The organism is Bradyrhizobium sp. 956_D2_N1_4 (genome assembly GCF_052076025.1).
GTDB lineage: Bacteria > Pseudomonadota > Alphaproteobacteria > Rhizobiales > Xanthobacteraceae > Bradyrhizobium > Bradyrhizobium barranii.
Map to the genome: position 1 here is coordinate 7,672,704 of NZ_CP197237.1, position 20,309 is coordinate 7,693,012.

Here is a 20,309-nt window from a genome sequence, read left to right on the forward strand (position 1 = left end):
CTTTCTTGCAAGAACAATACGAGAACAGTCCGAGGGCCCGGAAAACCCTAACCGGTCGTAAACATCACGCAGACACTACGCCTCGAATGCGAGCGGCTCTCATCAGCACATCCCAACGAATGTTCGCTACTCCTAGAGCTGCGGGATGGGCCGTGATCTAACGGGTGAACAATTAAAATGCTTGCAAATCGCCGCAGAAGCGAACGACGGGTGTGCACTCGGCTCGCCAAGATTCACTTTGGCGCGGGCTCGCTGCCGAGGGATTGCACGATCACGGATATCTCGGATGGCGGCGTGAAAGTGGTGGCGGAGTTTCTGGAAGTGCCGCCGCAATTCACCATCATCTTCGCGCCCGATTATTCCCGCCAATGCCGCCTGCGCTGGCGCATCGGCTGCGAATTCGGCGCCGAGTTCACCGATTGAGCCGGACGGACCGGGTTCCTTAACTGGACTTTAGCGTTAATCGGTAAGCATCGCTGATCAGTCGCCGAGTGATCAGAGTATGCCCAAGCGTTCGTCCCTTGCCTCTCCGCCGGCGAGATTCCTGCTTTCCGCGCTCGTGATGCTTGCCCTCGGCGGCTGCCAGACCACGAGTCTGGAGGACATCACCGGCGCGCTCGGCGGCAAGTCGGAAACGGCTGGCAGGGCCGATCCGAAGCCGGACATGGACGCGCTTCGCGAGCGCTATCGCGCCAAGCCTTCCGATCCCAACGTCGCGCTCGAATATGGCATGGCGCTGCGCGAGACCGGCCAGCGCGCCCAGGCCGTTGCGGTGATGGAGCAGGCCGTGCTCGCCCATCCCAGCAACAAGGCGCTGCTCGCCGGCTACGGCCGCGCGCTCGCCGACAGCGGCAATTTCCAGCAGGCCTTCGATGTGCTCAGCCGCGCGCATACGCCTGAGGATCCCGACTGGCGCATCCTGTCGGCGCAAGGCGCGGCGCTCGATCAGCTCGGCCGGAACGAAGAGGCGCAGCAATATTATTCGGCAGCGCTGAAGATCGTGCCCGAGGAGCCGCAGGTTCTGTCCAATCTCGGCCTGTCCTACATGCTCCAGAACAATCTGCCGCGGGCCGAGGAAACGCTGCGCCGCGCCTATGAGCGCAATCGCGCCGATTCCCGCGTGCGCGCCAATCTGGCGCTCGTCGTGGGACTGCAGGGAAAGCAGGCCGAGGCCGAGACCATCGTGAAGGCCGACCTGCCGCCGGATCAGGCCGCGGCAAAGGTCACGGCGCTACGGCAGTTGCTGGCGAAGAAGCAGCAGCGGGCGGACAAGTAGCCCGCCCTCGTTTCTCGTTCGCGTTGGTGCTTACGACACCTTGCGATGCGGGGCTGACCCGCGACCCGCCCTGCCCTTGAGCCTCTTCAGGAGCGGCCCGAGCAGCGAGCGCTTCGGCTTCTTCACCTCGCCACGCCCGGCGAGGCGGTTCGCCATGTTCTGGAACAGAAGGGTGGTGCGGTGGTTCTTGGAGACCTCTGCGATCATCTGGCCGTTATTGGCCGCGGTCGAGAACAGTTTCGAGTCGAACGGGATCGCCGCGATCGGCTGGCTCTCCATGGTCTTGGCGAACGCCTTGACGTCGATCTCCGCGCGCTTGTGCATGCCGACCTGGTTGATGCAGTACAGCGGCGGCCGGTCGTTGGGCCGTGCCGCCTTGAGCACGCTCAGCATGTTCCTGGTGTTGCGCAGATTGGCGAGATCGGGCTCGGCCACGATCACGATGTCGTCGGCATTGACGAGCGCGCGGCGCGTCCAGCCCGACCATTGGTGGGGAACGTCGAGCACGATGCAGGGTGTGGTCATGCGCAGCGTGTCGAAGATCGCATCAAAAGCTTCGGCGCCGAAATCGTAGACGCGGTCGAGCGTCGCGGGCGCAGCGAGCAGACTGAGGCGCTCGGTGCATTTGGCGAGCAGGCGCTCCATCAGCGCCGTGTCCGGCCGGTCCTGCGAGAGCACCGCGTTGGCGATGCCCTGCGCCGGGTCCTGGTTGTAGTCGAGGCCGGCGGTGCCGAAGGCGAGGTCGAGATCGATCACGACGGAATCGAGCGCGAGGTCGCGCGCGATGGTCCAGGCCACGTTGTGCGCGACCGTGGACGCACCGACGCCGCCCTTGGCGCCGACCACCGCGATGACGCGGCCGGTGATGATGGCTTCCGACGCCGAGAACAGGCTGCAGATCGAACGGACGACGTCGAGCGTTTCGACCGGTCCCACCACGTAGTCGTTGACGCCGCGGCGGACCAGCTCGCGATAGGGCGCGGTGTCGTTGGGGTTGCCGATCACGACCACGCGGGTGCCGGGATCGCAGACGCCGGCGAGATCGTCGAGGCCCTCGAGGATATCGCGTGTGCCGTCGGATTCGATCACGATGACGTTCGGCGTCGGCATCGTGTCATAGACTTCGATGGCCGCGGCAAGGCCGCCGCCCTTGGCGGTGAGATGCGCCTTGGCGAGACGGCGATCTTGCCCGGCCGCGGTGATCGCGGCGAGCGTCTGCTCGGTCTCGCAAAAGGCCTGCACCGAGATGCGAGGAACCGGCGCAATGTGGTCCTCGGGGTGCCGCGGGTCGTCCGCTTCTTCGTCGTCGTGAAGACTTGTCATTTGCCTGTGTCGCTGAGTTTGGCCTTTTCGGCCTCGGGATACATGGTCGTGGTCGCCATGCCCTTGCGGTAGCGCTCGAAGGCGATCTCGCGCCGTGCGGTGTAGGCAGGCGTCTCCGCCCTCGGCTGCTCGAGGTCGGCGGGGTTGTCGATCATGGCCGCGAGGTTGCGCTGGCTGGCGCAACCCAGATTGAAGTACGGCCGGTTCTCGTTGTAGCCGGGGTCGAGGATGTTCGGACCGACGTCTTCCGGCCACAGCCCGCAGGGGCCGGCGACCGCGGCGATCTTCGAATAGCTCAGGCGGATGGTCGGCAGCAGTCCGGGATCCTCGGGCCGATAGGGATGCTGGACGATGGCGCGCGACGGCACGCCGCCGGATGCGAGCACCGACCGGATTTCGTGATAGGTCGCCGCTGCGGCGCGTGAATTCGCAGCGTCGCTCGGCACGTCGACGACCACTGAACCGGTGCCTTCGCGCACCCAGTCCCTGGCAATGCCCGCGACGTCCGCGTGCTGCGCGGTGGAGAGGCCCCCGCGCGCCTTGCCGACGAAGATCACGATCGACTTCTTGGCTTCCTGCACCGCGATCGGGTGGCGCTGGCGATAGTCGGTCGGCACCGTCTGGGTGACGATGTCACCGGTGGTGTTGCAGGCGCCGAGCACGACGGAGAGCCCCGTCAGCGCCAGCGCGATCCGCAGCTTGCGACGTCGATCGGCAATCGTCTTCGTCATCGCTTTGTCCCCTCTTGCCCCGTTTCCTGTCCCGGTCCCCAAACCGTCCGTCTCAGTCGATGATGAAGCCGAAATCGCCGCGGCTGCCTTCGATCGGATCGACGCTGCGCGCGATGCCATAGAGCCGGTTCATGCGGCCGAGCAGCGCCGTCTGCGCGTCCGAGGCCGGCGCAAAGCCGTCGTCGGGCCGCGATAATTCCTTCTGGGCGACCGCGCGCACCACGTAGGGCGTCACGATCACCATCAGCTCGGTCTCGTTGTTGACGAAGTCCTGGCTGCGGAACAGCGCGCCGATGATCGGCACCTGGTCGACGCCGGGCAGGCCGTTGATCGCCTGCTTGGTCTTCTGCTGGATCAGGCCGGCCATCGCCATCGAGCCCCCGGAGGGAATTTCCAGCGTGGTCTCGGCGCGGCGGGTCTGGACCGAGGGGATCGTGATCGAGTTGCTCGAGGTCGAGGACACCGCCTGCGTCAGCGTGATCGCGTTCGTGTTCGACAGCTCCGAGACCTCGGTCATCACGCGCAGGCTGATACGGCCTTCGCTGAGCACGAGCGGGGTGAAGTTCAGGGAGATGCCGAACTTCTTGTAGGTGACCTGGGTGGTACAGACGTGCGTGACCGGATCGCAGGAATAGCCTGCGGGGATCGGAAATTCACCGCCGGCGATGAAGGTGGCGGATTCGCCCGAGATCGCGGTCAGGCTCGGTTCGGCCAGCGTACGCATCACGCCGGCGCTCTCCATCGCGCGCATCGTGGCGCTGACGGTGGCGACGCCCTTGGCGAGCCCGGCCACGCCGAGCCCGTTGCTGCCGACGATCGGTCCGCCGCTGACCGAGAACGGGTTGGAGTTGTTGAAGTTCACGACCGCAGTGCCGGCATTCAGGCTGGCGCTGAGGTCGACGCCCAGCTGCTTGACGATGTCGCGGCGGACTTCGCCGACGACGACCTTGAGCATCACCTGGTCGCGACCGCGCACGACGATGTTGTTGACGACCTTGTCAGCGCCGCCAACGAGCTTTGCGGCGACATCGCCGGCCTGCTGGGCCTCGATCGGGCTCGACACCGAGCCGGTCAGCATCACGCTGTCGCCGACGCCTTCGATCTGCACGCCCGGCAGCGACTGGCGCAGCGCCGTGCGCATGCCGTTGAGATCGCGCTTCACCGCAATGTCGTAGGAAGCAACCTGCTGGCCGTCGGCGGTGAAGAACACGACGTTGGTCTGGCCGACCTGGCCGCCGATGATATAGGCGCGTTGCGACGAGCGGATCACTGCATTGGCGATCTTGGGATCGGCCACCAGCACGTCCTTGACCTCGCGCGGCAGGTCGATGACGACGGACTTGCCGACGCCGAGCGACAGCGAGCGCGTGCGCGCAGGCGCGATGGTCGAAACCGGCGACACGCCGAGATCCGGCGCCTGCATCGGCGCCTGGTCGCCGACCGGCGCATCCGCCGCGTTGACGAAATCGGGGGCTGCGATCAGCCCCAGCATCAGCACCGCCCCCGTCCAGAACGAGCGCGCGCGCTTCCTCCGAATGCGCAGGCCCGTCCGATCATCCCCGTAGTTCATGGTGTCCCCATCATCACTTCTGTGACGTCAGTTGCCGTGCCTGCACCCCGTAGCGGATCACGTTCACGCCGCCGGGCCGCTTGGCCGCCAGGTCTTCGATCGAAATCTCCGACGCGTTGGCATCGGCGATGCTTCGCAACGCGAGCGTCAGCGTGCCGCCCTGGCGCGAGGCCGACAGCGTCGCGACCTGGTCCGGCTTGAGCTCGAGCGTGACGGTCTTGCCGAGCACGGCGTTCTGGCCGTCTTTTTCTTTCGGAGCCTGGTCGATCGCGAGCACACGGATGTTGCTCAGGATGACCTCCGACAGGATCAGGTCGTTGCCGCCGGTCGCGCCGTTGGCGCCATCGGGGTTCTTCAGGCGCCGCGTCAGGACGATGTCGACGCGGTCGTTCGGCAGGATGAAGCCGCCGGCGCCGGTCTCGGCTGAAATTTCGGTGGAGACGGCCCGCATGCCGGAGGGCAGGATCGCGGCCATGAAGCCCGAGCCCTCGGCCCGCACCAGCTTCTGCTCGCGGATCGGTTCGCCCTGCATCAACGGCACGCGCGCGATCGAGCCTGCGATCTGGGTCTGGGCGTCGGGCCTGCTGTCGCGGCGAATGAAGGCGCTGCTCGCGGTCGCCGCCGGCCAGGACTGCCATTGCAGATCCTCGGGCTTCACCGCCTGGCCGAGCTGAATGTCGTTCTTCGCGATCAGCACCTCGACCGTCGGCAACTTCTCGGCGACGGGAAGGGCGGGCGCGGGCTTGTTGTCAAAGCCGCTCGCCAGATACGCAGCGACGCCGCCGGCGCCCAGCGCGATGACGAGAACGACAATGCGTGCGGTGTTCATACGCTTCTACTCTTACGCGGGGCACTCGAACCGCACGTGGCGGGTTCCCCTGCGTCGATGAGTAGGGAGTAAAAGTATAAGGGGTGTTGCGAGGCCGAGTGTGATGGCCCGTGACGATGCGCGTTCTGGGCAGATGGTGAACGTCGCGTTATCCGCTCGGCCAATGGCCCCGTAGATTCACGCAGGGCGGGACGTTCGTTCGAACGATGCGCGCGACGTCATGGTGAATGGGTGGTTTAGTCATGGGCGCTTCGCGCAGCGTGCGCGGTAGTCGCTCCTCATCCTGAGGAGCTTGCGTAGCAAGCGTCTCGAAGGATGAAGGCCCGGCCGGTGGCTTCGCCCTTCGAGACGCCGCGCAAGCGCGGCTCCTCAGGGTGAGGAGCGTCGTTCCTCGTGTTTCCATTGATGTCCGTAGCCCGGATGGAGCGAAGCGCAATCCGGGGTCGTGCAGCGCGCGGTGTGATCCCGGATTTCGCTGCGCTCCATCCGGGCTACAGGCCGGTGCTACTTCGCCCGCTTCTGCTCGATCACGTCCCAGACCTTCGCCGCGACATCAGGCCCGCCGAGCCGCGCGATGGCGCGGATGCCCGTCGGCGATGTCACGTTGATCTCGGTGAGGTTGCCGTTGATGACGTCGATGCCGACGAACAGCAGGCCGTGCTCGCGCAGCGCCGGGCCAACCGTCGCGCAGATCTCGCGCTCGCGTGGCGTGAGCTCGGTCTCCTGCGCGGCGCCGCCACGCACCATGTTGGAGCGGAGGTCGTCGGCGGCCGGCACGCGGTTCACCGCGCCGGCGAACTCGCCGTTGACGAGGATGATGCGCTTGTCGCCGTGCTTCACCTCGGGGATGAACTGCTGGATCACCCACGGCTCCTTGAAGGTCACCGAGAACATGTCGAACAGCGAGCCGAAATTCATGTCCTGCGGCATCACGCGGAACACCGCCGCGCCGCCATGACCGTGCAGCGGCTTCATGACGACGGCGCCGTGCTTATCCCGGAACGCGTTGATCTCGTCGAGGTCGCGCGAGATCAGCGTCGGCGGCATCAGCTGCGGAAAGTTCATCACGAACAGTTTTTCCGGCGCGTTGCGCACCGAGGCGGGGTTGTTGACGACCAGCGTCTTCGGATGGATGCGCTCAAGAAAGTGCGTCGAGGTGATGTAGGCGAGATCGAACGGCGGATCCTGGCGCAGCAGCACCACGTCGAAGCCGTTGAGCGCTTCGCGCCTGGGCTCACCCAGCGTGAAGTGATTGCCGGGCTCGTCGCGCACGGTCAGGAGCTGGATGGGCGCGACGATCTCCTCGCCGACCATCGAGAGCTTGTCGGGCGTGTAATAGGACAGGCCGTGGCCGCGCTTCTGCGCCTCCAGGAGCAGTGCAAAGGTGGAATCGCCCTTGATGTTGATACGGGCGATGGGGTCCATCTGGACGGCGACGTTCAGTTTCATGGTCTGCCTTTCAGGTCGAGGCGTCGAATGCCGCCAACACATGGCGCGGAAGTGAGCGCGGCGCAATCAGCATGGCGTCGAATCGCAGTTCGAATTCGGCATGCTCGGGATGCGCCACGAGCCAGCCTTGCGCGGCGTCGATGATGCGCTGCTGTTGGCGCGGGGTCACGGCGAAGGCGGCGTCATCCAGCGTCGCGCGGGCCTTGACCTCGACGAAGGCGATCAGGTTGCGGCGGCGCGCCACGATGTCGATCTCGCCATGTGGGGTGCGGTAGCGCTTGGCGAGGATGCGGTAGCCCTTGGCCATGAGATAGGCGGCGGCGCGGCTCTCCGCGGAGATGCCGGTGCGGAACGCGGCGACGCGTTCGGGCGAGGCGACTTTCGGTTCCGCGCCCTCAGTCTTCGCCATCGCCGTCCCTCAGGCCCTTTGCGAGCTCGAGCGCGCGGGCATAGACCTCGCGGCGCGGCCGGCCCGAGAGCGCGACCGCATGCGCGACGGCATCCTTGACGCTGTGCGTGGCGAGCTGCTCGCGCAGCAGGCCGTCGAGCGCATCCGGCGTCAGCAGCTCCGCGTCCGCCGCAGGCGGCGCGATCACCAGCACGAATTCGCCGCGCGTCTCCAGCGTGTCCGCTCCGCGTGCCAGCTCCTGCAGCGGCGCGCGCGAAATCTCCTCGTGCAGTTTCGTCAATTCGCGGCAGATCGCGGCTTCGCGCGTCCCCATGATCTCGGCAAGCTCGGCGAGCGTGTCCTGGACGCGGTTGCCGGAGTCGAACATCACCAGCGTCGCATCGATGCGGGCGAGCTCCGCAAGGCGCGACTTTCGCGCGGCGGATTTCGCCGGCAGAAAGCCCTCGAAGAAGAAGCGGTCGGTCGGCAATGCGGCGACCGACAGCGCGGCCAGCACCGAGGACGGGCCGGGCAGCGCGTAGACCGCATGGCCGGCTGCGCAGACCTCGCGCACCAGCTTGAAACCGGGGTCGGAGATCAGCGGCGTGCCGGCATCCGACACCAGCGCGATCGAGCCGCCCTGCCCCAGCGCCTCCAGGATCTTCGGACGCGCCGCTTCCGCGTTGTGCTCGTGATATTGCTTGAGCTGGGCCGTGATCGCGTAGCGCTCGGTCAGGCGCCGCGTGATGCGGGTGTCCTCGCAGGCGATGACGTCGACGCCGGCGAGCGTCTGAAGCGCGCGCAGCGTGATGTCGCCGAGATTGCCGATGGGGGTGGCGACCAGATGGAGGCCCGGCGCCGCCTTCGGCGCCGTCAGCCGATGGGCGTCGATGGAGAAACCGCGCGAGGCGGGATCCGTCGTTTCAGGTGTATTTATCGGGCTCGGCTTTACGCGCATAATGAATCGAACTTAGGCATGATCCCCGGGGCTGGGAACCGGTCCTCGGAAAAAGATCGCGCCAGGTCAGGGGTGAGGAAGGACTGGAATGTGATCCATCCGGCATCACATTGCAGAGGGAATGAAGCGTCGGCGCCACATTCGCGGCGGAAACGCCGCCTTGATGCGGGTGACGGATGGTGGACAGCTAGCCAGGGCTAGAGGTGTGGCCGCGTTAAGTGGTCATTATCCTTTTGTTTTAGTTAACTATTTGCCGACAATATGCCTGAATCCGCGGCTTGTGTCGTGGAAAGAATGTTGTGACCGGCCGGCCGACGGTCGGTCAGAAGAGAAGTTGTGATGCTGGGCCCGCGCGATCCTAAATCTCCCGTTCAGGGCTCCCGATTATCGGGGGCGACCCGGCGGAGCGCACTCGGCCTGTTGCTCGGCGCCCCCTTGCTGTCGGCCTGCGCCGGCGTGCAGCAGAGTCTCAGCCAGTTCTCCAACCCGTTCAGCAGCTCCTCCCCGGCCCCGGCTCAGCCGGCCGGACCGCCGCAACAGGCCACCACCGCCGGCAGCGGCGGGGTGAAGGTTGCCGTGATCCTGCCGCTCTCGGCCGCCGGCAATGCCGGCCTCGCCGCGCAGTCGATGCGCAACGCCGCCGAGATGGCACTGGCCGAGTTCCAGAATCCCAACATCCAGCTCCTGATCAAGGACGACAACGGCAGCCCACAAGGCGCGCAGGCGGGCGCGCAGCAGGCGGTCGACGAAGGCGCCGAGATCATCCTGGGCCCGCTGTTCGCGCAGTCGGTGCCGGCGGTGGCGCAGGTCGCGCGTACGCGCGGCATCTCGGTGATCGCGTTCTCGACCGATTCCAGCATCGCCGGCCGCGGCGTCTTTCTGCTGAGCTTCCTGCCGGAGTCTGACGTCAACCGAATCGTCGAATATTCCGCCAGCATCGGCAAGCGCTCCATTGCCGTGCTGGTGCCCGACAATGCCTATGGCAATGTCGTCGAGGCCGCGGTGAAGGCGGCGGTGCCGCGGCGCGGCGGCCGCATTGTCGCCTTCGAGAAATACGGCGCCGATCGCGCGACGCCGGCACGCACAGTGGCGCAGCAGCTCGGCAGCGCGGATGCGCTGTTCATCGCCGATGACGGCGATGCCGTCGTCGCGGTGGCCGATGCGATGACGGCCGCAGGCGCCAATTTGCGCAACATCCAGCTGCTCGGCACCGGCCTGTGGGACAACCCGCGCGTCTATGCCAATGCGAACTTGCAAGGCGGTCTCTACGCCGCGCCGGACCCGGCCGGCTTCCGCGCCTTCTCCGGCCGCTACCGCACCAAATACGGCGCCGAGCCGATCCGCACCGCGACGCTCGCCTATGACGCGGTCGCCCTCGTCGCCGCGCTCGCGCGCACGCAGGGCCCGACGCGCTTCTCGCCTGACGTGCTCACCAACCCTTCCGGCTTCGCCGGCATCGACGGCCTGTTCCGCTTCCGCGCCGATGGCACCAACGAGCGCGGCCTCGCCGTGATGAAGGTGACGACGGGTGGCGGTGTGGCGGTCGCGGGCTCGCCGAAGAGCTTTGGGGCGTAGTTCGGGGCGACGGTGCCGTAGGGTGGGCAAAGGCGCGCTTCGCGCCGTGCCCACCATCTCTCCGTGCATCGTATGGAAATGGTGGGCACGCTTCCGCTTTGCCCACCCTACGGCAGCTCGCTACGCGGCGAGATCCGCGACCACCGCGTCCAGCACCGGGAAGCCGCTGCTGGTCACGCGCAAGCGCCCCGTCGCATCCACGATGATCGCACCCTCCTCGCGCAACAGCGCGATGCGCTTGGGATCGAGCGGTCGGCCCGACAGCGCGCTGTAGCGCTCGGGGTCGATGCCCTCGGCGAGGCGGAGCCCCATCAGCAAAAATTCGTCGGCGCGCTCCTCGCTGTTGAGGAGATCGTCGGTGACGTTGCCGTGGCCGTTGGTCTCGACGCGCATCAGCCAGGCCTCGGGACGCTTCTCGGTGGCGGTGGCGTGCCTGATACCGTCGATGTCGAGGCGACCATGGGCACCGGGGCCGATGCCGGCATATTCATCGCCGCGCCAGTACACCAGATTGTGCCGGCACTCGGCGCCGCGCCGCGCGTGATTTGAAATCTCGTAGGCGGGCAGGCCGAGCTTGTCGCAGGTCTCCTGCGTCACGTCGTAGAGCGCGCGCGCGACCGCTTCGTCCGGCGTCTTCAATTTGCCGGCCTGGTGCAGGCCGAAGAACGGCGTGCCTTCCTCGATCGTCAATTGATAGAGCGACAGATGCTCGGCCGCTTCATCGATCGCGAGGCGCAGCTCGTCGGCCCACATCGCCGGCGTCTGGTCGGGGCGGGCGTAGATCAGGTCGAACGAATAACGGTCGAACGAGCGGCGCGCGATGGCGACGGCATCGAGCGCCTCGCGGGCGCTGTGCATGCGGCCCAGCGCCTTCAGCGAGGCATCGTCGAGGGCCTGCACGCCGAGCGAGACGCGGTTGACGCCGGCGGCGCGATAGCCGGCAAAGCGCGTGGCCTCGACGCTGGTCGGGTTTGCTTCCAGCGTCACTTCGACATCGCTGGCGACGTGCCAATGCTTGCCGATGGCATCGAGCACCGCGCCGACGGTTGCGGGCTGCATCAGCGACGGCGTGCCGCCGCCGAGGAAGATCGAGGTGACTTCACGCCCGGGCGCACGCTGTGCGGTGGTTTCGATTTCACGCGCGAAAGCTGAAGCGAAGCGCGTCTCGTCGATCGCGGCGTGGCGGACGTGGCTGTTGAAGTCGCAATAGGGGCACTTCGACAGGCAGAACGGCCAGTGTACATAGACGCCGAAAGCTTGCTTAGCGCGGCTCAAGGCAGATCTCCGCCAGTTTCACGAAGGCGCGGGCGCGATGCGACAGGCCGAGGCCAAGCGGCGGCAGGCCGTGCTTCTCGATACTGGTCATCTCGCCGAACGTGCGATCGTGGCCATTGGGCAGGAACATCGGATCATAGCCGAAGCCGGCGGTGCCGCGCGGCGGCCAGACCAAGGTGCCGTCGACGCGCGCCTCGACCTCTTCGAGATGATCGTCGGGCCAGGCGACGCAGAGCGCGGATACGAAATGCGCGGTGCGCTTGTCGGGCGTGGTGGCGCCGCGCTCCTGCAACAGGCGCTCGATCTGCGCCATCGCGGCGGCAAAATCCTTGGCTGGACCGGCCCAGCGCGCGCTGTAGATGCCGGGCGCGCCATCGAGCGCGTCGACCACGATGCCGGAATCGTCGGCGAAGGCGGGAAGCTTGGTCGCCCGCGCCGCCGCGATCGCCTTGATCGCGGCATTGCTGCGGAAATCGTTGCCGGTCTCGTCGGGCTCGGGCAGGCCGAGCTCACCGGCCGACACCGCCTCGATGCCGCAAGGCGCGAGCAACTCCTTCATCTCGGCGAGCTTGCCGGGATTGTGGGTGGCGATGACGAGCTTTCCGGTGATTCGGCGGTGCATGTGCCTATTGACTACGCGACGGCCAGTTTCTGCAAGTCCACGAGCCGCGCGATACCCTTCTGGGCCAGCGCCATCAGCGCGAGGAATTCGTCTTGTGTGAACGGTTCGCGTTCCGCGGTGCCCTGCACCTCGATGATGCGGCCATCGCCGGTCAGGACGAAATTGGCGTCGGTCTGGGCCTCCGAATCCTCGGCATAGTCGAGGTCGAGCACGGGCGTGCCGTTGTAGATGCCGCAGGAGATCGCGGCGACGTTGTCGCGCAGCACCTTGGCCTTGATCATGTTGCGCGCCTTCATCCAGTTGATGCAATCGGCGAGCGCGACCCAGGCGCCGGTGATCGAGGCCGTGCGCGTGCCGCCGTCGGCCTGGAGCACGTCGCAATCGACCGTGATCTGGCGCTCACCGAGCGCTTCGAGATCGACGATGGTGCGAAGCGAGCGGCCGATCAGGCGCTGAATCTCGACGGTGCGGCCGCTTTGCTTGCCCGCGGAGGCCTCGCGGCGGGTTCGTTCGGAGGTCGCGCGCGGCAGCATGCCGTATTCGGCGGTGACCCAGCCGCGGCCCTGGCCCTTCAGCCACGGCGGCAGGCGGTCTTCCAGCGTGGCGGTGACCAGCACATGGGTGTCGCCGAATTTCACCAGGCAGGAGCCTTCCGCATATTTGACCACGCCGCGCTCCAGCGTCACGGGGCGCAATTCGTCGGGCGCACGGCGGCTTGGCCGCATGGGAAATCCTCCAAAACTCTCGGAAAAGGGCTATTCGCGGTGCTTGTAGGTGGGGTGAGGGTGGGCGGCAAGGCTTTTTCACCCCCAGTTTTCCACCCCGCAAACGCCACGCTTGTCAGAACCCTCCGGGATGGACAAATTATAAGCGTCTGAGAGGAGTTACCGTCCGTGGCCCATCACGATCCGATCCATCTGATCGCGCCGCGCGCAGGCCTCGCCCAGCTCAACGAGCGCTCCCGCGACATCTTTCGTCAAATTGTCGAAAGCTATCTCGCGACCGGCGAGCCGGTCGGCTCGCGCAATATCTCGCGGCTGATCGCGATGCCGCTGTCGCCGGCCTCGGTCCGCAACGTCATGGCCGATCTGGAACAGCTCGGCCTGATCTATGCCCCGCACACCTCTGCCGGCCGCTTGCCGACGGAACTCGGCTTACGCTTCTTCGTCGACGCCCTGATGCAGGTCGGCGACCTCAATGACGCCGAGCGGCAGTCGATCCAGAGCCAGTTGACGTCGGTGGGTCACGCCCAATCGGTCGAGGCGGCGCTGTCGGAGGCGCTGACGCGGCTGTCCGGTCTCACCCGCGCCGCAGCGGTCGTGTTGACCCCGAAATCCAATGCGCGGCTGAAACACATCGAATTCGTCCGGCTGGAACCCGAAAAAGCCCTGGTGATCCTGGTCGGCGAGGACGGTCAGGTCGAAAACCGCGTGTTGTCGCTGCCGCCGGGAGTTCCCTCCTCGGCGCTGACGGAAGCCGGTAATTTCCTCAATGCGCGGATCCGGGGCCGCACGCTGGCCGAGGCGCGGCTCGAGCTCGAAACCGCGCTCGGCGAAGCCCGCGCCGAGCTCGACCAACTGACGCAGAAGGTGATTTCGGCCGGTATTGCGAGCTGGTCCGGCGGCGAGAACGAGGACCGCCAGCTGATCGTTCGCGGCCACGCCAACCTGCTCGAGGATCTGCACGCGCTGGAGGATCTGGAGCGCGTTCGGCTCTTGTTCGACGATCTCGAGACCAAGCGCGGCGTGATCGACCTTCTGGGACGCGCCGAGACCGCCGAGGGCGTGCGGATCTTCATCGGTTCGGAGAACAAACTGTTTTCCTTGTCAGGCTCCTCCACCATCATCTCGCCCTATCGGGATGCCGCCGGCCACATCGTCGGTGTTTTGGGCGTGATCGGGCCGACGCGGCTGAATTATGCCCGCGTAATCCCGACCGTGGACTACGCCGCGCGCATCGTCAGCCGCCTCCTGGGGGGCTGACCGGCGTTTCCTCCGATCACGGGCGCTTGATTTTCGTGAGCTTAGGCACGATATCCGGGCCAACAATCCCTTGAGACGAGTTCGAGAAGAGAGCCGATGACCGATCGAGACCGGCAGCCCGACGACACGACCCCACCGACCGATGAGCCCGTGGTGTCAAAACCCTACATCATGCCCGACGATCCGGAGCCCGGCTCGGTCGAGCTGTTGCAGAAGGAAGCCGCCGAGGCGCGCGACCGCATGCTGCGGACGCTGGCCGAGATGGAAAATCTGCGCAAGCGCACCACCAAGGAAGTCGCCGATGCCCGCCTCTACGGCATCACCGGCTTCGCCCGCGACGTGCTCGACATCGCCGACAATCTCCAGCGTGCGCTCGATGCCGTTCCGGCCGAGGCCCGTGCCGCGGCCGATCCGGGCCTGACCTCGCTGATCGAGGGCGTCGAGCTCACCGAGCGCTCGCTGCTCAACGCGCTGGAAAAGCACGGCGTCAAGAAGTTCGATCCGCAGGGCCAGAAGTTCGACCCGAACTTCCAGCAGGCAATGTACGAGGTGCCGGATGCGTCGGTGCCTGCGGGCACCGTCGTGCAGGTCATGCAGGCCGGCTACACCATCGGCGAGCGCGTGCTGCGCCCGGCGCTGGTCGGCGTCGCCAAGGGCGGCACCAAGGCTGCGCCGGCTGCGAACAGCAACGAAGTGAACTGAGCGGTGTGATCCTCATCCTGAGGAGCGCGCTCGCGCGCGTCTCGAAGGATGAAGGCCCGGCTCTCGCAGCTCGGCCTGCATGGTTCGAGACGGCGCTGACGCGCCTCCTCACCATGAGGGTCTGGCCGATGTGCGTGCCTTACGCGCTCACCGCGATATCCGCGGACTGAATCCGCTTCACGCCGGCCTTGGCCATGTCGGCCCAGGCTTTTGCGAGCGAACCCTGCGTGTCGATGCCGCGGCAGGCGTCCTCCACCACATAGACCTCGAAGCCCGCCTTGCGCGCATCGAGCGCGGTCCAGGCGACGCAGAAGTCTGTCGCAAGGCCGGCGACGAAGACGCGCTTGATCTTGCGGCCCTTCAGGTAACCGGCGAGGCCCGTCGAGGTCTTGCCGTCGGCTTCCAGGAAGGCCGAATAGCTGTCGACGTCCTTGTGAAAACCCTTGCGGATGATGAGCTCGGCATGCGGGATCGCGAGATCCTTCGACAGCGCGGCGCCGTCGGTGCCCTGCACGCAATGGTCGGGCCACAGCACCTGCTTGCCGTAAGGGAGATCGACGGTCTCGAACGGCTTCTTGCCGGAGTGCACCGACGCAAATGAAATGTGGCCCGGCGTGTGCCAGTCCTGGGTCATCACCACGTTCGCAAAGGCTTTCGCCATCTTGTTGATGACGGGAACGACCTGCTCGCCTTCCTTCACGGCGAGGCTGCCGCCGGGCAGGAAGCAGTTTTGCACGTCGATCACGAGCAGCGCGGAAGCATCGTCCGGCTTGATCGATGCGGCCGCAAGGAGCGCGGTTGGAGCAAGGGCTACGAGAGCGCTTGTCCCAAGCGCCGCGAGGATTTGTCGTCGATCGAGCATCGTTCGCCTCCCTCCAGGATGATCCAACGGAAGGGAAGCCTAGTTCCGTTCGTATACGAACAGAAGCCCGAAAATGCAGCCGGTTCTGTCCAGCGCTTGGGCTAACCCTTGAGACTAACCCTTGGGCTGGATGCCGTCGCGCACGGCGCGGAAGCGGGTGAAGGCGGCTGACCACTGGTCGCGCGGGGCGCTGGCGATGATGCGCAGCGAGGCGCCGCCGCTCGAGAAGCGAATCCACTGCACCACGGTCACGGGCGTCTTGTCCTTGCCGCTGACGCCGTCGATCCGGGTCTCGAAACCCTGCTGGCCGTTGATGCGGATCGGCTCGGACATGGTGACGCGCGACTCGCGCACGCCGGGGATCTGGAGCGCGGCCTCCTGGGCGAAGCGGGCGCGGTCGTCGGCCTGCTGCGGGGTGGCGCCGATCAGGCCGAGGATCATGAACGGCTTGGATTCATAGCCCGAACTCTCATTGCCGTCGGCCAGGATGATGCTGGAGCCCGGCGCCAGGGTGCGGATGTCCTTGAAATCGGCGAGATCGGTGATCTTGAACGGCATCAGCCCGATCTGCTCTTCGGCCGAGACCTGCTTGCGGGTGACGGCGCTCGCAAACATCTGCCGCACCGCCTCGTCGGTGTAGATCTTGGTTGCGTTCTCCGGGATCTGCACCGCGACATAGCCGGAGAAACCGGCGCCCGGCACGATCATCGAGTAGCGCTTCACCGGCGTCTCGCCGGCCTTGCCGCTTTCCATGGTGAAATAGGCAAGACCCGCGGGGGTCTCGATCTTGTCCTGCTTGACGCCGGCGGTGCCGCCGGGATTGGAATTGAAGGCGCTCACGACCTCGCCATAGGCCGCCGGCGGTAGCTCGGTGATCAGCACCTTGACGCTGCCGTCCTCGCTCTCGAAGCCCGGAAACGTTTTGGCCGTGCTCAGGCCGACCAGCGGCACCATGCCGAGGCGCAAGCCGGGCGGGAAAACGGCATCGGCCGCAAGGGCGGGAAGCGCCGTGGCGACGAGGACGGCGAGCGCGGCGAGGGGGCGAATGAGCTTCATGGGCACTCTGATTGGTTCACATTGAGGCCGTTCGATGGTCGGCCATTGGGCCGCTTTGTCGCGCAAAGCCGCCTTGATGGCGGCGGTCCGGCCGCCCGCCTTTTAACGGGTTTGGCCCGCCGGTAACAGGGCGGGGCAGATCACGGTGGCGGGGGCCGGCTGACGCCTGAACCTGTTAATAATTCCTCACCCGCAAGGGCGGTTGAGCCCGGATATGATCTTCCAAAACCCAATGTTTTCATGGCCGAAACTTGCGTTCGGTCCTTGCGGGCCCCTCCCCCCCTCCTATATGAGCGTCAACCATCGCAATATCGCGGATGTTTGATCTTAGGGGGTTTGGAGCGGGTGCCTCTTGGGCCCAGCCAACCTGCCGCAAAAACAAGGATATCAGGACCATGGGAAAGGTCATTGGGATCGACCTCGGCACCACGAATTCGTGCGTCGCCGTGATGGATGGCAAGAACGCCAAAGTCATCGAGAATTCCGAAGGCATGCGCACGACGCCTTCGATCGTCGCCGTGACGGACGACGGTGAGCGCCTCGTCGGCCAGCCTGCCAAGCGCCAGGCCGTTACAAATCCCGAGCGTACGTTCTTCGCAGTGAAGCGCCTCATCGGCCGCCGCTACGACGACCCGATGGTCGAGAAGGACAAGAAGCTCGTTCCGTACAAGATCGTGAAGGCTTCCAACGGCGACGCCTGGGTCGAGGCCGACGGCCAGACCTACTCGCCCTCGCAGGTGTCTGCCTTCATCCTGCAGAAGATGAAGGAGACCGCGGAAGCCCATCTCGGCCAGAAGGTCGACCAGGCCGTCATCACCGTTCCCGCTTACTTCAACGACGCCCAGCGCCAGGCGACCAAGGACGCCGGCAAGATCGCGGGCCTTGAAGTGCTGCGCATCATCAACGAGCCGACCGCGGCCGCGCTCGCCTATGGTCTGGACAAGACCAAGACCGGCACGATCGCCGTGTACGATCTCGGCGGCGGCACGTTCGATATCTCCATTCTCGAAATCGGCGACGGCGTGTTCGAGGTGAAGTCGACCAACGGCGACACCTTCCTCGGCGGCGAAGACTTCGACATGCGCCTCGTGGGTTATCTGGCCGACGAGTTCCAGAAGGAGCAGGGCATCAACCTGCGCAACGACAAGCTCGCGTTGCAGCGCCTGAAGGAAGCCGCTGAAAAGGCCAAGATCGAGCTGTCGTCGACGACGCAGACCGAGATCAACCTGCCCTTCATCACCGCGGACCAGACCGGCCCCAAGCATCTGACGATGAAGCTCACCCGCGCCAAGTTCGAGGCGCTGGTCGACGACCTCGTTCAGAAGACGGTCGAGCCCTGCCGCAAGGCGCTGAAGGACGCCGGCGTCACCGCCGGTGAGATCGGCGAAGTCGTTCTGGTCGGCGGCATGTCGCGCATGCCGAAGGTCCAGGAAGTCGTGAAGCAGCTGTTCGGCAAGGAGCCGCACAAGGGCGTCAACCCGGACGAAGTCGTGGCGATCGGTGCCGCGATCCAGGCCGGCGTGCTCCAGGGCGACGTCAAGGACGTGCTGCTGCTCGACGTGACTCCGCTGTCGCTGGGCATCGAGACGCTGGGCGGCGTGTTCACCCGCATCATCGACCGCAACACCACGATCCCGACCAAGAAGAGCCAGGTGTTCTCGACCGCCGAGGACAACCAGAACGCGGTCACCATCCGCGTCTTCCAGGGCGAGCGTGAAATGGCGGCCGACAACAAGATGCTCGGCCAGTTCGACCTGATGGGCATTCCGCCGGCCCCGCGCGGCATGCCGCAGATCGAGGTGACCTTCGACATCGACGCCAACGGCATCGTCAACGTCTCGGCCAAGGACAAGGCCACGGCCAAGGAGCAGCAGATCCGCATCCAGGCCTCCGGCGGCCTGTCGGAAGCCGACATCGAGAAGATGGTCAAGGACGCCGAGGCCAACGCCGAGGCGGACAAGAAGCGCCGCGAGGCCGTCACCGCCAAGAACGAGGCGGATGGCCTGGTGCATTCGACCGAGAAGGCTCTCGCCGAGCACGGTTCGAAGGTCGCCGAGCCCGAGCGCCGCGCCATCGAGGATGCCGTCAGCGACCTCAAGGAAGCGCTGAAGGGCGACGATGCCGAGGCGATCAAGGCCAAGACCCAGACGCTGGCCCAGGCTTCGATGAAGCTCGGCGAGGCCATGTACAAGCAGCAGGCCGAGGCCGACGCCAAGAAGGATGCGGCCAAGGACGACGTCGTCGACGCGGAATTCACCGAAGTCGACGACGACAAGAACAACAAGAAGTCCGCCTGATCCCCAAGAGGGTGATGATGCGGACGGCTTGGACCCCACACGCGCTACCGGCCTCCTCCCCCACGGGGGAGGCCGTCGTGTCGGGCTCGGCGGGGCGTGTCCCCGTTACGATCGATCAATTCCCAGCCGTTATGATGAACGTCGCCGTGCCGCCCTCTGCCGCGAAGCAAAGGGCTGCCTATATCGTCTCCTGGCGACGTTGTTCCGCTCCGACTTGAATCGCGATTGGATAGACCGAGTTCAACATGTCCACGTCCACCAAGCGCTGCTATTACGAAACGCTCGAAGTCGAACGCACTGCCGACGATTCCGTCCTGAAATCGTCCTTCCGCAAGCTTGCGATGAAATTCCACCCGGACCGCAATCCCGGGGACGACACCAGCGAAGTCAAGTTCAAGGAAATCAACGAGGCCTACGAGGTCCTCAAGGACAAGGACAAGCGCGCGGCCTATGACCGCTTCGGCCATGCGGCCTTCGAGCAGGGCGGCGGCGGTGCCGGTTTCGGCGCGGGCTTCGCCTCCTCCTTCTCCGACATCTTCGAAGACCTGTTCGGCATGGCCGGGCAGCGCGGCCGTGGCGGCCGCGAGCGTGGCGCCGACCTGCGCTACAACATGGAAATCACGCTCGAGGAAGCCTTTGGCGGCAAGACCGCGCAGATCGAGATTCCGGTCTCGGTCACCTGCGAGGCCTGCTCGGGCATCGGCGCCAAGGCCGGCACCAAGCCGAAGACCTGCTCGAGCTGCGGCGGCGCCGGCCGCGTGCGACAGTCGCAGGGCTTCTTCACGCTGGAGCGCACCTGTCCGAGCTGCCAGGGCCGCGGCCAGATGATCGAGGATGCCTGCCCGTCCTGCTCCGGCCAGGGCCGGGTCACCCGCGAGCGGACGCTGTCGGTCAACATTCCCCCGGGGGTCGAGGACGGCACCCGGATCAGGCTCGCCGGCGAGGGCGAGGCCGGGGTTCGCGGCGGCCCGCCCGGCGACCTCTACATCTTCCTGTCGCTGGCCCAGCACCAGCTCTTCCAGCGCGACGGCGCCGATTTGCACTGCCGGGTGCCGATCTCGATGGTGACGGCCGCCCTCGGCGGCGAATTCGAGGTGCCGACCATCGACAGCGGCAAAACCAAGGTGAAGGTGCCGGCCGGAACCCAGTCGGGCCGCCGATTCCGCATTGCATCAAAAGGCATGCCGGTGCTGCGCTCGCGCCAGATGGGCGACATGTACGTCCAGGTTGCCGTCGAGACCCCGCAGAATCTCACCAAGAAGCAGCAGGAATTGCTGGCGGAATTCGAAAAGCTCTCCTCCGGCAATACCCAGCCGGAATCGGTCGGCTTCTTCGCCAAGGTCAAGGATCTATTCAGTAATCGGGCAACCTGACTCGTCTTGACCGTATCGCCTTCGGCCTATACCTGTTTATG

The 20,309-nt window shown here is 65.9% G+C and carries 19 protein-coding genes; 7 read left to right on the forward strand and 12 right to left on the reverse strand.

Annotated features, from left to right (window positions below; all coding sequences use genetic code 11):
- Positions 1–177: 177 nt before the first annotated feature.
- Both AB7535_RS36270 and AB7535_RS36275 read left to right on the forward strand, forming a co-directional pair.
- Positions 178–423 carry a PilZ domain-containing protein gene (locus AB7535_RS36270; RefSeq protein WP_027534981.1) on the forward strand — a complete coding sequence of 82 codons (246 nt, stop codon included), beginning with the start codon at positions 178–180 and terminating at the stop codon, positions 421–423.
- Between the two features lie 79 nt (positions 424–502).
- Positions 503–1,276 carry a tetratricopeptide repeat protein gene (locus tag AB7535_RS36275; RefSeq protein WP_085404965.1) on the forward strand — a complete coding sequence of 258 codons (774 nt, stop codon included), beginning with the start codon at positions 503–505 and terminating at the stop codon, positions 1,274–1,276.
- 30 nt (positions 1,277–1,306) lie between these two features.
- On the opposite strand, the gene AB7535_RS36280 is transcribed toward AB7535_RS36275, so the two are convergent.
- The 7 genes from AB7535_RS36280 to rsmI form a co-directional block, all read right to left on the reverse strand.
- Positions 1,307–2,599: an AAA family ATPase gene (locus tag AB7535_RS36280; RefSeq protein ID WP_354077161.1), complete on the reverse strand. Its 1,293-nt coding sequence runs from the start codon at positions 2,597–2,599 to the stop codon at positions 1,307–1,309.
- Positions 2,596–3,330, reverse strand: coding sequence for a CpaD family pilus assembly protein (locus AB7535_RS36285; protein ID WP_166062026.1), 735 nt, complete (start codon positions 3,328–3,330; stop codon positions 2,596–2,598). The genes AB7535_RS36280 and AB7535_RS36285 overlap by 4 nt, the downstream gene beginning before the upstream one ends.
- 52 nt (positions 3,331–3,382) lie before the next feature.
- Positions 3,383–4,900, reverse strand: coding sequence for a type II and III secretion system protein family protein (locus AB7535_RS36290; protein WP_354114582.1), 1,518 nt, complete (start codon positions 4,898–4,900; stop codon positions 3,383–3,385).
- A gap of 13 nt (positions 4,901–4,913) precedes the next feature.
- Positions 4,914–5,729 (reverse strand): Flp pilus assembly protein CpaB, encoded by an 816-nt coding sequence (gene cpaB, locus AB7535_RS36295; RefSeq protein WP_014490823.1) that lies wholly within the window; start codon positions 5,727–5,729, stop codon positions 4,914–4,916.
- A 504-nt stretch (positions 5,730–6,233) separates the two neighbouring features.
- Positions 6,234–7,178 (reverse strand): glutathione synthase, encoded by a 945-nt coding sequence (gshB, locus tag AB7535_RS36300; protein ID WP_085404969.1) that lies wholly within the window; start codon positions 7,176–7,178, stop codon positions 6,234–6,236.
- A gap of 10 nt (positions 7,179–7,188) precedes the next feature.
- A complete protein-coding gene (locus tag AB7535_RS36305) occupies positions 7,189–7,587 on the reverse strand; it encodes a YraN family protein (RefSeq protein WP_071908793.1) in 399 nt (132 codons plus the stop codon).
- Positions 7,574–8,524 (reverse strand): 16S rRNA (cytidine(1402)-2'-O)-methyltransferase, encoded by a 951-nt coding sequence (gene rsmI / locus AB7535_RS36310; RefSeq protein ID WP_354114581.1) that lies wholly within the window; start codon positions 8,522–8,524, stop codon positions 7,574–7,576. Before rsmI ends, AB7535_RS36305 begins: the two co-directional genes overlap by 14 nt.
- A gap of 339 nt (positions 8,525–8,863) precedes the next feature.
- On the opposite strand from rsmI, the gene AB7535_RS36315 reads away from it, so the two are divergent.
- Entirely contained in the window at positions 8,864–10,099 is a 1,236-nt protein-coding gene (locus AB7535_RS36315) for a penicillin-binding protein activator (RefSeq protein WP_354114580.1), read from the forward strand.
- Between the two features lie 120 nt (positions 10,100–10,219).
- On the opposite strand, the gene hemW is transcribed toward AB7535_RS36315, so the two are convergent.
- The 3 genes from hemW to rph are packed head-to-tail and all read right to left on the reverse strand — an operon-like array spanning position 10,220 to position 12,721.
- On the reverse strand, positions 10,220–11,374 hold the full coding sequence (gene hemW, locus AB7535_RS36320; protein WP_063980250.1) for a radical SAM family heme chaperone HemW: 1,155 nt from the start codon (positions 11,372–11,374) through the stop codon (positions 10,220–10,222).
- Positions 11,361–11,996, reverse strand: coding sequence for an RdgB/HAM1 family non-canonical purine NTP pyrophosphatase (rdgB, locus tag AB7535_RS36325; RefSeq protein WP_354114579.1), 636 nt, complete (start codon positions 11,994–11,996; stop codon positions 11,361–11,363). Before rdgB ends, hemW begins: the two co-directional genes overlap by 14 nt.
- A gap of 11 nt (positions 11,997–12,007) precedes the next feature.
- On the reverse strand, positions 12,008–12,721 hold the full coding sequence (gene rph / locus AB7535_RS36330; RefSeq protein WP_014490830.1) for a ribonuclease PH: 714 nt from the start codon (positions 12,719–12,721) through the stop codon (positions 12,008–12,010).
- Positions 12,722–12,889: 168 nt separating this feature from the next.
- Between rph and hrcA the strand changes: the two genes are divergently transcribed.
- Complete coding sequence (hrcA, locus tag AB7535_RS36335; protein WP_063980248.1) at positions 12,890–13,978, forward strand: heat-inducible transcriptional repressor HrcA; 1,089 nt, start codon at positions 12,890–12,892, stop codon at positions 13,976–13,978.
- Between the two features lie 96 nt (positions 13,979–14,074).
- Positions 14,075–14,680: a nucleotide exchange factor GrpE gene (gene grpE, locus AB7535_RS36340; RefSeq protein WP_063980247.1), complete on the forward strand. Its 606-nt coding sequence runs from the start codon at positions 14,075–14,077 to the stop codon at positions 14,678–14,680.
- Between the two features lie 139 nt (positions 14,681–14,819).
- On the opposite strand, the gene pncA is transcribed toward grpE, so the two are convergent.
- Together pncA and AB7535_RS36350 are read right to left on the reverse strand one after the other, a co-directional pair.
- Positions 14,820–15,542, reverse strand: a complete 723-nt coding sequence (pncA, locus tag AB7535_RS36345; protein ID WP_028155509.1) for a bifunctional nicotinamidase/pyrazinamidase — start codon at positions 15,540–15,542, stop codon at positions 14,820–14,822.
- Between the two features lie 114 nt (positions 15,543–15,656).
- Complete coding sequence (locus AB7535_RS36350) at positions 15,657–16,598, reverse strand: hypothetical protein (RefSeq protein ID WP_208083799.1); 942 nt, start codon at positions 16,596–16,598, stop codon at positions 15,657–15,659.
- Between the two features lie 395 nt (positions 16,599–16,993).
- On the opposite strand from AB7535_RS36350, the gene dnaK reads away from it, so the two are divergent.
- Both dnaK and dnaJ read left to right on the forward strand, forming a co-directional pair.
- The gene (gene dnaK, locus AB7535_RS36355; RefSeq protein WP_028148797.1) at positions 16,994–18,895 is read left to right on the forward strand and encodes a molecular chaperone DnaK; all 1,902 of its coding nucleotides are present in this window, start codon (positions 16,994–16,996) and stop codon (positions 18,893–18,895) included.
- Between the two features lie 245 nt (positions 18,896–19,140).
- Positions 19,141–20,268: a molecular chaperone DnaJ gene (gene dnaJ / locus AB7535_RS36360; RefSeq protein ID WP_063980245.1), complete on the forward strand. Its 1,128-nt coding sequence runs from the start codon at positions 19,141–19,143 to the stop codon at positions 20,266–20,268.
- Positions 20,269–20,309 lie beyond the last annotated feature (41 nt).

Excerpts from the sequence above, each read along its gene's own strand:
- AB7535_RS36270 (WP_027534981.1), top strand. The coding sequence starts at position 178 with ATGCTTGCAAATCGCCGCAGAAGCGAACGACGGGTGTGCACTCGGCTC.
- AB7535_RS36275 (WP_085404965.1), top strand. The coding sequence starts at position 503 with ATGCCCAAGCGTTCGTCCCTTGCCTCTCCGCCGGCGAGATTCCTGCTT.
- AB7535_RS36280 (WP_354077161.1), bottom strand. The coding sequence starts at position 2,599 with ATGACAAGTCTTCACGACGACGAAGAAGCGGACGACCCGCGGCACCCC.
- AB7535_RS36285 (WP_166062026.1), bottom strand. The coding sequence starts at position 3,330 with ATGACGAAGACGATTGCCGATCGACGTCGCAAGCTGCGGATCGCGCTG.
- AB7535_RS36290 (WP_354114582.1), bottom strand. The coding sequence starts at position 4,900 with ATGAACTACGGGGATGATCGGACGGGCCTGCGCATTCGGAGGAAGCGC.
- cpaB (WP_014490823.1), bottom strand. The coding sequence starts at position 5,729 with ATGAACACCGCACGCATTGTCGTTCTCGTCATCGCGCTGGGCGCCGGC.
- gshB (WP_085404969.1), bottom strand. The coding sequence starts at position 7,178 with ATGAAACTGAACGTCGCCGTCCAGATGGACCCCATCGCCCGTATCAAC.
- AB7535_RS36305 (WP_071908793.1), bottom strand. The coding sequence starts at position 7,587 with ATGGCGAAGACTGAGGGCGCGGAACCGAAAGTCGCCTCGCCCGAACGC.
- rsmI (WP_354114581.1), bottom strand. The coding sequence starts at position 8,524 with ATGCGCGTAAAGCCGAGCCCGATAAATACACCTGAAACGACGGATCCC.
- AB7535_RS36315 (WP_354114580.1), top strand. The coding sequence starts at position 8,864 with ATGCTGGGCCCGCGCGATCCTAAATCTCCCGTTCAGGGCTCCCGATTA.
- rdgB (WP_354114579.1), bottom strand. The coding sequence starts at position 11,996 with ATGCACCGCCGAATCACCGGAAAGCTCGTCATCGCCACCCACAATCCC.
- rph (WP_014490830.1), bottom strand. The coding sequence starts at position 12,721 with ATGCGGCCAAGCCGCCGTGCGCCCGACGAATTGCGCCCCGTGACGCTG.
- grpE (WP_063980247.1), top strand. The coding sequence starts at position 14,075 with ATGACCGATCGAGACCGGCAGCCCGACGACACGACCCCACCGACCGAT.
- pncA (WP_028155509.1), bottom strand. The coding sequence starts at position 15,542 with ATGCTCGATCGACGACAAATCCTCGCGGCGCTTGGGACAAGCGCTCTC.
- AB7535_RS36350 (WP_208083799.1), bottom strand. The coding sequence starts at position 16,598 with ATGAAGCTCATTCGCCCCCTCGCCGCGCTCGCCGTCCTCGTCGCCACG.
- dnaK (WP_028148797.1), top strand. The coding sequence starts at position 16,994 with ATGGGAAAGGTCATTGGGATCGACCTCGGCACCACGAATTCGTGCGTC.
- dnaJ (WP_063980245.1), top strand. The coding sequence starts at position 19,141 with ATGTCCACGTCCACCAAGCGCTGCTATTACGAAACGCTCGAAGTCGAA.